Below are 14,434 nucleotides of genomic sequence, written 5' to 3'. Positions count from 1 at the left end.
GACAGTGACATCAAGTGACCCGATCCGTTTGGCTCTCGTGGACGACCACAGGATGCTGTTGGGTGCCTTGACCGAGTGGATCCGCAACGCAGCGACCGACATCAACATGGTTGCCGCGGTCACGACCTGGCCGGAACTGCTGACGCACCCAGAGTTCCCCGTCGACGTTGTGCTGCTCGACCTCGATCTCAAAGACAACATCCCGGTATCGCTGAAGATCTCGACGCTCAAGACCACGGGCGTCAAGGTGGTTCTGATGAGCACCTACTCCGAGCCCAACGTCGTGCGCGAGGCCCTCGCCGCCGGCGCCCTCGGATACCTCGTCAAGAGCGAGGAAGCCGACATGATCGCGGAGGCCATTCGTGCCGCGGCCGTCGGTGAGTCCTTCATCTCCGCCGAGCTCGATCTCGCGCTGAACTCCGGCGAGGTTGGCGGAGCACCCAAGCTCAGCGCACAGGAGCGTCGGGTCATGGCCCTGTATGGCGGAGGCGAACCGGTCAAGGCCGTCGCGTTCCAGCTCGGCATCTCCGAGGAGACCGCCAAGAGCTACCTCAAGCGAATCCGCGAGAAGTACCGTGTCGCGGGAATCGACGTCGGAACGAAGGTTGCGCTACGAAAGCGCGCCATCCAGGACGGCATCCTTCTGCAGACCGAGTCCTCCGCTCCCGCCTGATCGGCTGCGCTGGCGTGCCGCGACGAGGATGCTGACGACAACCAGCAGCACCCCGGGCACGCAGAGCGCGAGACCGACCCAGGTCGGCGCCAGGTAACCGAGTCCGGCGGCGATGACGACGCCTCCGAGGTACGCGCCGAGGCTGTTGCCCAGGTTGAGTGACGCGTGGTTGACGGCGGCCGCCAGCGTCTGGCTGTCACCGGCGACCTCCATCAGACGAGTCTGGATCACCGGCGAGAGCGCGGAGGCCGAACCGCCGACGAGGAACAGGAACACCAGCAGTCCCGGCACGGTCTGGGCGGTGAGCGCCAGCCCGAGCAGCGACACCGCGAAGATGCCGAAGAAGATGAACAGGCCGGGCATGAGCTTCCAGTCGGCTACGCGTCCGCCGACGAGGTTGCCCAGCGTCATTCCGAGCCCGATGCACACAAGGGCGACCGGAACGAACGACGCGTCGAGGTGCGTCACCGAGGTGACGACCGGCGCGACATAGGAGTAGACGGCGAAGAACCCGCCGAACCCAATGGCACCTGTCGCGAGGGCCAACCACACCTGGATGCGTCCGAACGCCCGCAGTTCCCGGCGCATGGTCGCCTCGGGGTTGCCCGCCTGGAACGGCACGAGGAACGCGACGGCGACAAAGGTGGCGGCAAACAGTGCCGCGACGACAAGGTAGGCAACGCGCCATCCCGCAACCTGGCCAAGGAACGTGATCGACGGCACACCGATGACGTTGGCGATGGTGAGCCCCGACAGCACGATGGCGATGCCCTGTCCGCGCTTGCCCGGGCCCATCAGTTCAGCGGCGACCAGCGCCGCAATACCGAAATACGCGCCGTGAGGAAGTCCCGCGATGAAACGCGCGGCAACGACCCATCCAAAGGTCGGGAGGAGAGCGGATGCCACGGTGCCGAGGGTAAACGCGATGAGCAGCGCGAGCAGCAGCTGCTTGCGGGGGAATCGCGCCGACAGCGCCGCGATCGTGGGGGCACCGACGACGACACCGAGGGCGTAGGCGGAGATCAGCAGACCCGCCTGCGCGTTGGCGTCCGCGTGGGACGTGGCATAGAGGTCCGGGAGCAGGTCGCTCGCGAGATTCGGAAGAAGTCCCATGGCAACGAACTCGGTCGATCCGATGGCGAATCCGCCGAGGGCGAGGGCGAGAAGCGCCATGCGGATGCGGGCGGGCGAGAGCGTTGTCATGTGCTGGGGTGAGCCATTCGTGTGATGGGGCGGAAGGGGACAGCTCACCGATGAGCAGTGCGGGACGGGCGGCTGAACGCGCGCCGGGTGCTTCTACTGTAGATCGCCCGGAGGCGAAATCAATGCGTGGCTAGTCGCGGGGGAAAGATTCTGGCGCCGCGAGTACACGCTCTACGCGTTCGACCTTGCCGGTGATCTCGCCTGTGTGGCCGGGGCGGATGTCCGCCTTCAGCACGAGAGAAACCCGGGTTCCGAACTTGCCAACCGCGTCGGTGGCCGCCTTGACGACGGCGAACACCTCGTCCCAGTCGCCCTCGATGGTGGTGAACATCGCGTCGGTGTGGTTCGGAAGCCCGGATTCGCGCACGATGCGGACGGCTTCGGCAACGGCGAGGTGCACGGAGTCGGCGGGACCGGATGTCTCGGGGGCGGCGCCGCTGGGCGCGACGGAGAAGGCTACAAGCATGATTACTCCTTGGGTGGGGTGTGGAGGTCGTGCGTGTCGGTGTGAGCGACAGTGTGAGCGGTGGTGGACGCGCCGACCGGAGCAAGCGGCCACACCGACGGGAGCCAGCTGGTCGGTTCATCCAGGCGTTCGTGGCGAACACCAACGCGGGTGAGTCGCCACAACGAATGGACAGCCCAGCCGAAGACAACGAACAGGAGGATGTTGCGCGAGCTCAGGACGATAAGGGCGAGGGGTTCCGTGTTGAGCACGTGCGAGTACGCGTAGGGATAGAACGCCTGCGTGAGCAGGGCGAGCACGAGCACCATGATCGCGGGAGCGCGGAACGGGCGACCGTGACCGGCGGCGTTGGTCGCGAGTCCTAGCAGCACGGGCACAACCAGCCACGTCAGGTATTGCGGAGATCCGACCTTGTTGAACGCGATCAGGGCTGAGACGAAAGCCAGCGCGAGGGGCGGCAGCATTTCGGAGACCGGCGCCTGGCGGCGAACCCCGAGCAGACCGAGAGCCGCGACGCCGATCACCGCGATCACCAGAAGCGGATTCATGAGCTTGGCGGCAAGGTCCGCTCCGGGACCCGAGACCTGGAAAGTCAGGATCTCCTGACTCCAGTAGACGGAAGCGCCCGGAACCTTGGCGAGAGCCTCCCACATCCAAATGGTGCTGACGGGCGCCTCGACCTGGAGGCCACGACCCGTCTGCTCGGTAATAAAGCTGAAGACGTGCAGGCCACTGCCGAAGGCGAGGGCCAACCCGATGATTGCCAGGCTCGTCGATACCGCCATGACGATGACCCGACCCCGCACCTTCGACGAGATGACGATGGCCGCAAGAATCGCGACGGGCCAGATCTTGATCCAGGCACCGAGGGTGAACAGGAGCGCGGCAACGCGCGGCCGGCTGGCGAGCAGCATCACACCAACGATCGCCAGCGGGATGGTGATGGAGTCGATCCGGCCGACGGCGACGGGACCAAGAAACAGCAGGAACGCCGTCCACCACCAGCCGAGGGCGACCGTGGTGCGTCCGCGTCCCCAGCCCGTCAGGAACGCGAGGGCGACGGCGTCGAGCACCATCACCATGCTGAGCCAGGTGCTGCTGTAGAGGGCGAACCCGAAGGCCGCCGAGGCAAACATGGGAACGATCGCGACGATCGGGTACACCCACGGAGCGTCGATACCCACCCAGTAGTTCGCGTACACGCCCTGCTGCATCCAGCCCAGGTAGACGTTGGACACGTCGCCCATGGGCTGGCTCGAGTTGTACAGGTTGATGTAGCCGAGCCACAGGTGGACGAGGACGAAGACCGCCCACAGGATGAGGTGGCTGTGGGAGATGGTGGAGAAGAACGTGCGCAGCCGCGCCTGCTGTGGCGCGGTTTCCGTCATGGGGTCAAGCGTAACCGCAAGCCGGACGACCTCTAGCGCAGACGCAGCAGGGCGGCGATCGTGGACGGTACCTCCGCGGCCAGATCCAGGATCGTCAACGGCCCCTCGGCGGACGCCCGGCGTGCGGACAACCCGTGGATCACCGCGGCCGTGGCGGCCAGTCTCGCCAGAAGCGCCGGGTCGTCGGTGATTCCGGCCGCGTGGGTGGCGACAAGTGCCCCGAGAATGCCGCCGAGCGCGTCTCCCGCGCCCGCCGTCGCCAGCCACGGGGTTGCCGACGTCACCGACAGGCGGGTTCCCTCCGGGGACGCGACGTAGGTGGTGCTGCCCTTCAGGAGCACGGTGACGCCCAGCGTCTCGGCGGCCCGCACTGCGGCCTCGGCCGGGTCGGCGGCAATCGTGTCGACGTCCCGGCCGATGACGCGCGCCAGTTCGCGGAAGTGCGGCGTGATCACCACGGGGCCCGTCGCAGAGTCGTGGAGGTCGAACGCTCCCCCATCCAGTACCACGGGAACACCCTGCGACATGGCTTCCGCCATGTACTCCCGGGTCTTTCGGTTGCGGGTGGCGGCGTCCATCCCGGAGCCGATGAGCCACGCCTGCACACGTCCCATCGAGGCCACAGCTTCCGGTCGGCGCTGCAGTACGAGATCGGTGGGGCGACGCGGTCCGATGTACCGCACCATTCCCACGCCCGTGCGCAGCGCCGCTTCCACACCCAGCACAGCGGCTCCGGGGTACTGCGCACTGCCGGTGATCACACCAAGCACGCCGCGCGTGTACTTGTCGTCGGAATCGCCGGGCACAGAGATGTGGGCGGCCGCGTCATCCGGTGTCCACGAAAGAAATTCGCTCATGTAGCTCACGATAGTTTGGAGACCATGACCCTGCGTATCCCGTCCCGAGTTGTTGTCTTCGACTACGGCGAGGTGATTTCGATTTCACCGACAGAGCGGGACCGCGCGGAGTTGCTCGCACTCGCCGGAATCGATCCCGCTGCCGACGCAGAATTCTGGGCGAGTTACTGGGCCCACCGCGACGGTCTCGACCAGGGAACGCTGTCCGTACACGACTACTGGGCACTCATTGCTGCAGAGATCGGCGTTGAGTGGTCGGCGTCCACGGTGCAGATGTTGTGGGCATGCGACTTCCGCGGCTGGATCAGCGTCGAGCCCGGCACGATCGATCTCATCGATGAGATGTACCGCGGCGGTACCCGCCTTGCCCTGCTGTCCAACGCGGGCTTCGACTTCGCCGGCCCGTTTCGGTACTCCCCCATGGGGCGATACTTCGAGCGCATCTTCGTCAGTGCAGAGATGGACGCGATCAAGCCCGACCCGGCGATCTACGCGGAGGTCGCGGACGAATTGGGAATCGACCTCACCGACATGGTGTTTGTAGACAACAAGAGCATCAACACAGATGCCGCCGCTGCCCTCGGGGTAACGACGCATCACTTCGTTGGTGTCGCGGGTCTCAGGGATTTCCTGACAAACCTCGCCGAGCGAGAGGTCGCCTAAGCACTATGCCGTCACTTTTTGATCCCATCACCCTGCGCGAAACCACCATTCGCAACCGCATCTGGGTGGCCCCCATGTGCCAGTACTCGGTGACGAAGCGCGACGGGATCCCCACGGACTGGCATTTTGTGCATCTCGGATCGTTCGCCACCGGCGGCGCCGGGCTCATCATCGTCGAGGCCACCGCCGTGAGTCCCGAGGGACGCATCTCCCCCAACGACGTGGGACTGTGGAACGGCGAGCAGCTCGACGCGTGGGCCCGGATCGTTGACTTCATGCACGCACAGGGCGCGGTCGCGGGAATCCAGCTCGCACACGCGGGGCGCAAAGCGTCCACGTATCCCGCCCTCGGCGGAGACCAGCACGGCACCGTGCCCGAGTCCGAGGGCGGCTGGCCGACGGTCGGTCCGTCGGCTGTCGCGTTCGGCAGCTACGCGGCGCCGACCGCGCTCGACACCGCCGGAATCGACGGGGTTGTCGCCAACTTCGTGCAGTCGGCGATCCGGTCCGTGCAGGCGGGTTTCGACCTGATCGAGCTTCACGCCGCGCACGGGTACCTGCTCCACCAGTTCCTGTCCCCGCTGAGCAATCAGCGCGAGGACGAGTACGGCGGCAGCCTGGAAAACCGGGCGCGTCTGCTGCTGCGCATCGTGCGCGAGATCCGCACGGCGATCGGTGAGACGGTACCCCTCGTGGTGCGGTTCTCGGCGACCGACTGGGCAGAGGGCGGCTGGGACCAGGACCAGACGGCGATCGTTGCCGGCTGGGCGCGGGACGCGGGGGCGGACCTGAGCGACATCTCGACCGGAGGAAACGTCTCGGGCGTCACCATTCCCATCGGCCCTGGGTATCAGGTCAGCTTTGCCGACCACGTCAAGAGCACGGCAGGGGTGGCCACGGCAGCGGTCGGGCTCATCACCGAAGCTGCGCACGCGGAGGAGATCGTGGCATCCGGTCAGGCTGACGCCGTGCTCTTCGGACGCGAGATGCTGCGCGATCCGCACTTCGCCCTGCGCGCCGCACACGAACTCGGCGTGACCCTCGACTACTGGCCCGCGCAGTACCTGCGTGCCCAGTGGACCGACTGACCCAGAGAAATTAACGAACGACCCCGCGCGACCGACGAATCGGTCGCGCGGGGTCGTTTGTCAGTTGCGGCGGGTTGCGTCCTGCACTTCGCCGACGAGTTCCTCGATGATGTCCTCGAGGAACAGCACGCCCTTGGTCGCTCCGGTCTCATCGAACACCCGGGCAACGTGCACGCCGGACCTGCGCATGGTCGCCAGCGCATCTTCGAGGTCGGTCGAGCGGTAGATCGAGATGAGTTGGCGAATGCGCTTGGGCGGGACGGGCTCGCCGAACTCGTCCTCGTCAAGGTCGATGACGTCCTTGAGGTGCAGGTACCCCGTCGGTTCGGCTTCGCCGTTGATGAGCACGTAGCGCGAGAATCCGTGTTTGGCGACCGCCTTCTCGACGTCGGCGGGCGACGCGTCTTCCGGCAGCGTCACGAGATTGGCCATTCCCACGGCCACGTCCTGAGCCTTCTTCTCGCTGAACTCGAACGCCGCGGACAGGGTGCCGGTCGAGTCGGTGAGAATTCCCTCGCGGGTCGACTGCGCCACGATGTTCGCGACCTCGTCGACGGTGAACGCGCTGTTCGCCTCGCTTTTAGGCTCCACCCGGAACAGGCGCAGCACGCCGTTGGAGGTCGCGTTCAGGGCAACGATGATCGGTCGGAAGATCGTCGCGATAAACACCAACGGCGGAGCGAGCAGCAGCACCGCGCGCTCCGGGAGGGAGAACGACAGGTTCTTCGGGACCATCTCGCCGAGAATCACGTGAAGGAACGACACAACTATCAGCGCGATAACGAACGCGACGGTGCCGATGACACCCTCCGGAAGCCCGGTCAGTCCGAGCGGGATCTCCAGAAGGTGGTGAATCGCCGGTTCCGACACGTTGAGGATCAACAGCGACGCCACCGTAATGCCGAGCTGGCTTGCGGCCAACATCAGGGTTGCGTGTTCCATCGCCCACAGGGCCGTCTTGGCCGCGCGCGACCCCTGTTCGGCTAAGGGTTCGATCTGCGAACGGCGAGCCGAAATGATCGCGAACTCCGCGCCGACGAAGAACGCGTTGACGGCCAGAAGGATGACCAGCCACAGGATTCCTGCCCAGTCGCTCATCGGTCACCACCGCCTTCCGTGTTCGGGTCGGGTTCCGGAGTCGGTGTGTACCGAACCCGGTCAATGCGGCGGCCGTCGAGCCGCTCGATCCGGAAGGTGCCCGGCTCGATCGACACGGTGTCGCCCACGACAGGCAGCCGGCCGAGTTCGCTCATCAGCCATCCGGCCACGGTTTCGAACGGGCCCTCTTCCGGCACGTGCACGCCGGTGCGCTCGAGAAGTTCGTCGGGACGCAGGATGCCGGGGAAGGTGAACCAGTCGCGGCTGCGCACCACGTCGGCCTTGGTGCGGTCGTGCTCGTCCGACACCTCGCCGACGAGTTCCTCCACCAGGTCTTCCAGCGTCGCGACGCCGGCGGTTCCGCCGTATTCGTCCACCACGATGGCCAGCTGGAATCCGCGGCCGCGCAGCTCTCCGAGCAGCACATCGAGTTTCATCGTTTCGGGCACCCGCAGCGGTTCGGAGAGGAGCGCCGACACCGGGACATCCGCCCGCTTATCGCGGGGCACCGCCACTGCCTGCTTGATGTGCACGATTCCCACCACGTCGTCGATGCTGTCGTCGATCACCGGGAACCGCGAGAACCCGGTCTTGCGCGCAAGCGCGATGACGTCGGCCGCGGTGAGGGTACGTTCGATACTCGCCAGCCGGGGCCGGGGCGTCATCACGTCCTGTGCGGTGTGGTCGGAGAACGCCAGCGTGCGGGCGAGCAGCGTCGCCGTGTCGCGGTCGAGGCTGCCCTCGAGGGCGGACCGGCGCAGCAGCGAGGTGAGTTCCTCTGCCGTGCGTGCGCCGCTCAGCTCCTCCTTCGGCTCAATGCCGATGGAGCGCAGGATCGCGTTGGCGGAGTTGTTCAGCAGCAGCACGATCGGGCGGAACACCATGGTGAAGCCGACTTGGAAGGGGATCACCAGCTTGGCGGTAGCCAGCGGGAGCGCGAGCGCGAAGTTCTTCGGCACAAGCTCGCCGAGAATCATCGAGACGAGTGTCGCCAGCACGAGCGCGACGATGGTCGAGATAATGCCGACGGATGCCTCGGGCAGCCCCAGTCCCGTGATGGGACCGTTGAGCAAGCCACTGAGCGCGGGCTCGATCGTGTATCCGGTGAGCAGCGTCGTCAGGGTGATCCCGAGCTGGGCGCTGGACAGGTGCGTCGAGGTGATCTTCAGCGCGGCAATCGTCATGCCGAGGCGTTTCTCACCCCGCGCCTGACGAGCTTCGAGGTCCGAGCGGTCGAGGTTGACCAGAGCGAACTCTGATGCCACGAAGAAGCCGGTGCCGATGGTCAGGAGAATTCCGATACCAAGCATGATCAGCTCATACATAGCGGCCACCGGCGTAAATACTGGGAGGGGGGTCATCCATTGTTCAACCGAGTATATAGAGCCATTGTTTCGGGCATGCTGCCGGTTGCTCAGGTATTGCTGCTAGCGGAATCGGGCTTCGGCCCGCCCGGCCCGATCACCAGGAAACGGGCAGGGCCTTTCCCTCTTCGTATCCCGCGGCACTCTGGATTCCGACGAGCGCGCGTTCACGGAACTCGCGGACGCTCGAGGCACCCGCGTAGGTGAAGGAACTGCGCACCCCCGACGTAATCATGTCGAGCAGGTCTTCGATCGACGGGCGCAACGGGTCGAGGTAGATCCGCGAGCTCGAGATCCCCTCGGCGAAGAGAGTCTTGCGCGCGAGTTCGTAGGGGTCGAGGCGTTCGAACCGCTGCTGCACCGCCTTGGTGGAGGCCATGCCCCAGCTTTCCTTGTACAGCAGGCCCGCGGCATCCGTATGAATCGTTCCCGGCGCCTCGATCGTTCCGGCGAACCAGGATCCAACCATGACGGATGACGCGCCCGCCGCCAGCGCGAGGGCGACGTCCCTGGGGTACCGCACGCCGCCGTCGGCCCAGACGTGGGCGCCGAGTTCGTGGGCGGTCGACGCCGTTTCCAGCACCGCAGAGAACTGTGGACGGCCGACGGCCGTCATCATGCGTGTTGTGCACATCGCGCCCGGGCCGACGCCGACCTTGATGATGTTGGCGCCCGCTGCGACGAGGTCGCGCACCGCAGCCTCGGTCACGACGTTGCCGGCGACCAGCGGGATGCCCAGTCCGAGGGCCGCGACCGTGGCGATCGCTCGCAACATGCCCTCCTGGTGACCGTGGGCGGTGTCGAGCACGAGAACGTCGACGCCAGCCGCGGCGAGCGCCTTGGCCTTGCCCGCGACGTCGCCATTGATGCCGAGCGCGGCGGCAACACGCAGTCGTCCGCTGGCGTCCACGGCGGGCGAGTAGAGGGTGGAGCGCAGGGCGCTGCGGCGGCTGAGGGTCCCGACCACAACCCCGTGGTGCAGCACGGGCGCGAAGTCAAGGTCGGCCTCGACCATGAGGTCGAACGCGGCGCGCGGGGAGTCGAGGTCATCGGCGTCGAGCGCGGTCAGCGCCCCGTGCACGAGGTCGCCGAGCCGGGCATCGTGGAGGGCGCTGCCGAGGCGCGCGGCGGGAATGCATCCAACGTAGGCGCCATCGGAGTCGTGCAGGACAATGCCGTGGCCCTCGACGGGCGGGATCTGCAGCAGCGCGTCCGCGACGGTGTCCTCCGGAGAGAGGCTGAGTGGGGTGTCGAACTGCACCGGCTGATCCTTGACCCAGCGGATCGCGGCATCCAGATCCTGAAGGTGCATGTCCTGGGGAAGAACCCCGAGTCCGCCACGCCGGGCGAGCGTCGCCGCAAGACGCGGTCCGGTGACGGAATTCATGTTCGCCGACACGATCGGAATCGTGGCGCCGGTGCCATCACCTGGAGCTAGCGACACGTCGAGCCTGCTGGTGACAGCCGACCTGTTCGGCACAAGAAAGACGTCCGAATAGGTGAGGTCGTGTTCCGGTGTTGTCTCGTAGAACTCCATGAAATAAACGCTACAGCGCCCGGAGTTGCCCACATGCCTTGACCGAACCGATTAGGCTTAACAGTGCTGTGGCCAGGGTAGGTCGCAGGCTATCCAGACGCACAAACAAGTGAAATTGAGAGTGGGCGGTCGGCTGTGTCTAGCCAAGTGACCGGAGTTGCCTCCGAAGACGGTACTTCAGGCGAATTCGGTGCGAACGAGTGGCTCGTTGACGAAATGTATGAGCGGTACATCGTTGACAAGAATTCTGTGGATGCCTCGTGGTGGCCAATCCTCGAGAACTACAAGCCCGTGACCGATCCACACCCCACAACGGCGATCCCCATCGTTGGTACCGGCGACGACGCCGGAGCTCCGGCTCAGGATCCGACCGCAACTCCAACCCCGGCTGACGCGCCGATCAGCGACGCTCCCCCCGCTGAGGTGGCGACCAGCGACGCCTCCGCGAGTGACCAGGCCTCCGGCGGCGAAGCGCAAATCCCCGACGAAGTGACCGCTCCGGCGGCCGCGGCAGCACCGGCGCCCACCCCCGCACCCGCGACCGGCTCACAGCCCGTCGCCCGCACCACCTCCGTGCAGGCCAAGCCGCAGCCGATCCCCGCGGAGGCTCCGACGACGTCATCGACGCCGATCTCCCCCACCGCCGCGACCCCCGCACCCGAGTCCGAGAACATGGTCTCCGCGCTCAAGGGAATGGCGAAGAGTCTCGCGTCCAACATGGACGCCAGCCTCACCGTCCCCACCGCCACCAGCGTGCGCACCATTCCGGCGAAGCTGATGATCGACAACCGGATCGTCATCAACAACCACCTCAAGCGTGCCCGCGGTGGAAAGGTGTCGTTCACCCACCTCATCGCGTGGGCAATGGTCGAAACGCTTAAGGAGTTCCCGAGCCAGAACGTCTTCTACGACGAGGTCGACGGAAAGCCCTCCGTGGTGGTTCCCGCCCACGTCAACCTCGGGATCGCGATCGACCTTCCGAAGCCCGACGGAACCCGCGCCCTGCTTGTTCCCGGCATCAAGCGCGCCGACACCATGGGATTCGGCGAATTCCTCGTCGCCTACGAAGACGTGGTGTCCCGCGCGCGCAGCAACAAGCTGACCGCCGCCGACTTCCAGAACAACACCATCTCGCTCACCAACCCCGGCGGAATCGGTACCGAGCACTCCGTCCCGCGCCTCATGCGCGGCGCCGGGTGCATCGTCGGCGCCGGTGCCCTCGAGTACCCCGCTGCCTTCCAGGGAGCCAGCCCCAAGACGCTGGCCGAACTCGGAATCGGCAAGACGATCACCCTCACCAGCACCTACGACCACCGGGTCATCCAGGGCGCCGGGTCCGGGGAGTTCCTCAAGAAGGTGCACGAGCGTCTCATCGGGCAGCACGACTTCTACGAGTCGATCTTCGCCGCGCTGCGCATCCCGTACGACCCCATTCACTGGGCATCCGACATCAACGTCGACCTCGACGCCCAGGTCGGCAAGACCGGCCGCGTGCAGGAACTCATCAACTCGTTCCGCGTGCGCGGACACCTCATGGCCGATGTCGACCCGCTCGAGTACCGTCAGCGCACCCACCCCGACCTCGAGCTCTCCAGCCACGGTCTCACCTTCTGGGACCTCGATCGCGAGTTCGTCACCGGTGGGTTCGGTGGCCGCAAGTCGGCGCTGCTGCGTGACATCCTCGGCATGCTGCGCGACGCCTACTGCCGCACCATCGGCATCGAGTACATGCACATCCAGGACCCGGTGCAGCGCCGCTGGATCCAGGACCACGTCGAAAAGCCCTACGCGAAGCCCGACCACGACGCGCAGATGCGCATCCTCGGCAAGCTCAACGAGGCGGAGGCCTTCGAGACCTTCCTGCAGACGAAGTACGTCGGCCAAAAGCGATTCAGCCTGGAGGGTGGCGAATCCACTATCTCCCTGCTCGACGCGTTGCTGCAGGGAGCCGCCTCCACCGGCCTCGACGAGGTCGCCATCGGCATGGCCCACCGCGGCCGCCTCAACGTGCTCACCAACATCGCCGGCAAGACATACGGCCAGATCTTCCGCGAATTCGAAGGCACCCAGGACCCCCGTACCGTGCAGGGTTCCGGCGACGTCAAGTATCACCTCGGCACCGAGGGAAGCTTCACGAGCGCAGAGGGCCGCGAAATGCCGGTCTACCTCGCCGCCAACCCCTCGCACCTCGAGGCCGTCGATGGTGTGCTCGAGGGAATCGTCCGGGCAAAGCAGGACCGCCGCCCCATCGGCAGCTACTCGGTTCTTCCGGTCATGATCCACGGCGATGCCGCCATGGCCGGTCAGGGAATCGTCGTCGAGGTGCTGCAGATGTCGCAGCTGCGCGGCTACCGCACCGGCGGAACCATCCACCTCGTTGTCAATAACCAGGTCGGGTTCACCACTCCCCCCGGTGAAGGACGCACCTCGGTGTACTCCACCGACGTCGCCAAGACCATTCAGGCTCCGATCTTCCATGTGAACGGGGATGACCCGGAGGCAGTACTCCGCGTCGCCGAACTCGCCTTCGCCTATCGCCAGGAGTTCCACCGCGACGTGGTCATCGACCTGGTCGGGTACCGCCGCCGCGGACACAACGAGGGCGACGACCCCTCGATGACCCAGCCGCTGATGTACAACCTGATCGAAGCCAAGCGCTCCGTTCGTACGCTCTACACCGAGGCGCTCGTCGGTCGCGGTGACATCACCGCCGAGGAATACCAGGCCGCCCACAAGGACTTCCAAGACCGCCTCGAGCGGGCCTTCGCCGAGACCCACGCCGCGCAGACCGGCTCCATCCCCATCATCACGTCGGACACCGGCGCGGTCTCCGACCTTGAGCGTCCCGATGCACAGCAGGACGACAACGTCGGCGAACCGCAGACGACGGGCGTCGCGTCATCCGTCATCGAACTCATTGGTGACGCATTCGACAACCCGCCCGCGGGCTTCACGGTGCACAACAAGCTCAACGCCCTGTTGAAGAAGCGTCTCGACATGAGCCGCAACGGATCCGTCGACTGGGCATTCGGCGAGCTTCTCGCCCTCGGCTCCCTGCTGCTCGAGGGAACTCCGGTGCGCATGGCGGGCCAGGACACCCGCCGGGGCACCTTCGTGCAGCGGCACGCGGTACTCCATGACCGGGAGAACGGCCAGGAATGGCTGCCGCTCGCCAACCTCAGCGACTCGCAGGCGCGGTTCTGGATCTACGACTCCCTGCTGAGCGAGTACGCGGCAATGGGCTTCGAGTACGGCTACTCCGTGGAGCGCGCGGATGCACTCGTGCTGTGGGAGGCGCAGTTCGGTGACTTTGCCAACGGAGCGCAGACCATCATCGACACGTTCATCTCGTCTGCGGAACAGAAGTGGGGCCAGCGCTCAAGCGTGGTGCTGCTCCTTCCCCACGGCTACGAGGGACAGGGCCCCGACCACTCGTCCGCCCGCATCGAGCGCTACCTGCAGTTGTGCGCCGAGAACAACCTCACCGTCGCGCGTCCGTCGACGCCGGCGTCGTACTTCCACCTCCTGCGCCGCCAGGCGTACCAGCGTCCGCGCCGGCCGCTCGTGGTGTTCACTCCGAAGGCGATGTTGCGGCTGAGGGGCGCCACGAGCAGCGTGGCCGACTTCACGTCCGGCAAGTTTGAGCCCATTCTCGATGACCCGCGCATCACCGGTGACAAGGCCGGAATCAAGCGAGTAGTACTGACCTCCGGCAAGATCTACTACGACCTGGTGGCCGAACTCGCCAAGCGCGAAGAACAGGCAATCGCGATCGTGCGTGTGGAGCAGTACTACCCCACACCGGATGTGGAGCTGATGGCGGTCCTCGATCGGTATCCCAACGCCGACATCGTGTGGGCGCAGGACGAGCCCGAGAATCAGGGCGCGTGGCCGTTCATCAGTCTCGAGCTGTCGAAGAAGGTGGGAGGACGCCCCATTGCCGTGTCATCCCGTCAGGCATCGGCCTCGCCCGCGACAGGTTCCACCAAGCGCAGCGCCCATGAGCAGGCAGCGCTGATCGACCGGGCTCTCTCGCTCTAAGCACCGCCCAGTCCCCCTCATAACGGGTCGCTACCTCGGTAGCGACCCGTTATTTG

Annotated in this window: 11 protein-coding genes; 4 read left to right on the top strand and 7 right to left on the bottom strand. The window is 66.0% G+C overall.

Annotation, left to right across the window (positions count from 1 at the left end; genetic code table 11):
• Positions 1 to 4: 4 nt before the first annotated feature.
• The gene (locus HB677_RS01835; protein WP_213813936.1) at positions 5 to 673 is read left to right on the top strand and encodes a response regulator transcription factor; all 669 of its coding nucleotides are present in this window, start codon (positions 5 to 7) and stop codon (positions 671 to 673) included.
• Here the strand turns inward: HB677_RS01835 and HB677_RS01830 are convergent.
• The 4 genes from HB677_RS01830 to HB677_RS01815 all read right to left on the bottom strand — a co-directional run bounded on the left by HB677_RS01830 (position 611) and on the right by HB677_RS01815 (position 4,587).
• Positions 611 to 1,876: an MFS transporter gene (locus HB677_RS01830; protein WP_213813935.1), complete on the bottom strand. Its 1,266-nt coding sequence runs from the start codon at positions 1,874 to 1,876 to the stop codon at positions 611 to 613. The two genes, HB677_RS01835 and HB677_RS01830, sit on opposite strands and share 63 nt — an antisense overlap.
• A gap of 130 nt (positions 1,877 to 2,006) precedes the next feature.
• Positions 2,007 to 2,342 carry a thiamine-binding protein gene (locus tag HB677_RS01825; protein ID WP_213813934.1) on the bottom strand — a complete coding sequence of 112 codons (336 nt, stop codon included), beginning with the start codon at positions 2,340 to 2,342 and terminating at the stop codon, positions 2,007 to 2,009.
• Between the two features lie 2 nt (positions 2,343 to 2,344).
• Positions 2,345 to 3,730, bottom strand: a complete 1,386-nt coding sequence (locus HB677_RS01820; protein ID WP_213813933.1) for a glycosyltransferase 87 family protein — start codon at positions 3,728 to 3,730, stop codon at positions 2,345 to 2,347.
• Positions 3,731 to 3,762: 32 nt separating this feature from the next.
• Positions 3,763 to 4,587: an ADP/ATP-dependent (S)-NAD(P)H-hydrate dehydratase gene (locus HB677_RS01815; protein WP_213813932.1), complete on the bottom strand. Its 825-nt coding sequence runs from the start codon at positions 4,585 to 4,587 to the stop codon at positions 3,763 to 3,765.
• Between the two features lie 24 nt (positions 4,588 to 4,611).
• Here HB677_RS01815 and HB677_RS01810 point away from each other — a divergent pair, with 24 nt between their 5' ends.
• Positions 4,612 to 5,250 carry an HAD-IA family hydrolase gene (locus HB677_RS01810; RefSeq protein ID WP_213813931.1) on the top strand — a complete coding sequence of 213 codons (639 nt, stop codon included), beginning with the start codon at positions 4,612 to 4,614 and terminating at the stop codon, positions 5,248 to 5,250.
• A 5-nt stretch (positions 5,251 to 5,255) separates the two neighbouring features.
• Entirely contained in the window at positions 5,256 to 6,338 is a 1,083-nt protein-coding gene (locus HB677_RS01805) for an NADH:flavin oxidoreductase/NADH oxidase (protein WP_213813930.1), read from the top strand.
• 60 nt (positions 6,339 to 6,398) lie between these two features.
• Here HB677_RS01805 and HB677_RS01800 read toward each other — a convergent pair whose 3' ends face one another.
• The 3 genes from HB677_RS01800 to HB677_RS01790 all read right to left on the bottom strand — a co-directional run bounded on the left by HB677_RS01800 (position 6,399) and on the right by HB677_RS01790 (position 10,337).
• Positions 6,399 to 7,436: a hemolysin family protein gene (locus tag HB677_RS01800; protein WP_213813929.1), complete on the bottom strand. Its 1,038-nt coding sequence runs from the start codon at positions 7,434 to 7,436 to the stop codon at positions 6,399 to 6,401.
• A complete protein-coding gene (locus tag HB677_RS01795; protein WP_374193760.1) occupies positions 7,433 to 8,746 on the bottom strand; it encodes a hemolysin family protein in 1,314 nt (437 codons plus the stop codon). The genes HB677_RS01800 and HB677_RS01795 overlap by 4 nt, the downstream gene beginning before the upstream one ends.
• Positions 8,747 to 8,897: 151 nt before the next feature.
• Complete coding sequence (locus HB677_RS01790; RefSeq protein ID WP_213813928.1) at positions 8,898 to 10,337, bottom strand: GuaB1 family IMP dehydrogenase-related protein; 1,440 nt, start codon at positions 10,335 to 10,337, stop codon at positions 8,898 to 8,900.
• A 135-nt stretch (positions 10,338 to 10,472) separates the two neighbouring features.
• Here HB677_RS01790 and HB677_RS01785 point away from each other — a divergent pair, with 135 nt between their 5' ends.
• The gene (locus HB677_RS01785) at positions 10,473 to 14,378 is read left to right on the top strand and encodes a multifunctional oxoglutarate decarboxylase/oxoglutarate dehydrogenase thiamine pyrophosphate-binding subunit/dihydrolipoyllysine-residue succinyltransferase subunit (RefSeq protein ID WP_213813927.1); all 3,906 of its coding nucleotides are present in this window, start codon (positions 10,473 to 10,475) and stop codon (positions 14,376 to 14,378) included.
• The last annotated feature ends 56 nt before the right edge of the window (positions 14,379 to 14,434 follow it).

The organism is Glaciihabitans sp. dw_435, from assembly GCF_018449675.1.
In the GTDB taxonomy this organism is placed as follows: domain Bacteria; phylum Actinomycetota; class Actinomycetes; order Actinomycetales; family Microbacteriaceae; genus Glaciihabitans.
This window is presented reverse-complemented; position numbering and strand designations above follow the sequence as displayed.

What these genes read in the sequence shown, in the direction of transcription:
- HB677_RS01795 (WP_374193760.1), bottom strand. Translation starts at nt 8,746, where the DNA reads ATGCTTGGTATCGGAATTCTCCTGACCATCGGCACCGGCTTCTTCGTG.
- HB677_RS01820 (WP_213813933.1), bottom strand. Translation starts at nt 3,730, where the DNA reads ATGACGGAAACCGCGCCACAGCAGGCGCGGCTGCGCACGTTCTTCTCC.
- HB677_RS01825 (WP_213813934.1), bottom strand. Translation starts at nt 2,342, where the DNA reads ATGCTTGTAGCCTTCTCCGTCGCGCCCAGCGGCGCCGCCCCCGAGACA.
- HB677_RS01830 (WP_213813935.1), bottom strand. Translation starts at nt 1,876, where the DNA reads ATGACAACGCTCTCGCCCGCCCGCATCCGCATGGCGCTTCTCGCCCTC.
- HB677_RS01810 (WP_213813931.1), top strand. Translation starts at nt 4,612, where the DNA reads ATGACCCTGCGTATCCCGTCCCGAGTTGTTGTCTTCGACTACGGCGAG.
- HB677_RS01790 (WP_213813928.1), bottom strand. Translation starts at nt 10,337, where the DNA reads ATGGAGTTCTACGAGACAACACCGGAACACGACCTCACCTATTCGGAC.
- HB677_RS01800 (WP_213813929.1), bottom strand. Translation starts at nt 7,436, where the DNA reads ATGAGCGACTGGGCAGGAATCCTGTGGCTGGTCATCCTTCTGGCCGTC.
- HB677_RS01805 (WP_213813930.1), top strand. Translation starts at nt 5,256, where the DNA reads ATGCCGTCACTTTTTGATCCCATCACCCTGCGCGAAACCACCATTCGC.
- HB677_RS01815 (WP_213813932.1), bottom strand. Translation starts at nt 4,587, where the DNA reads ATGAGCGAATTTCTTTCGTGGACACCGGATGACGCGGCCGCCCACATC.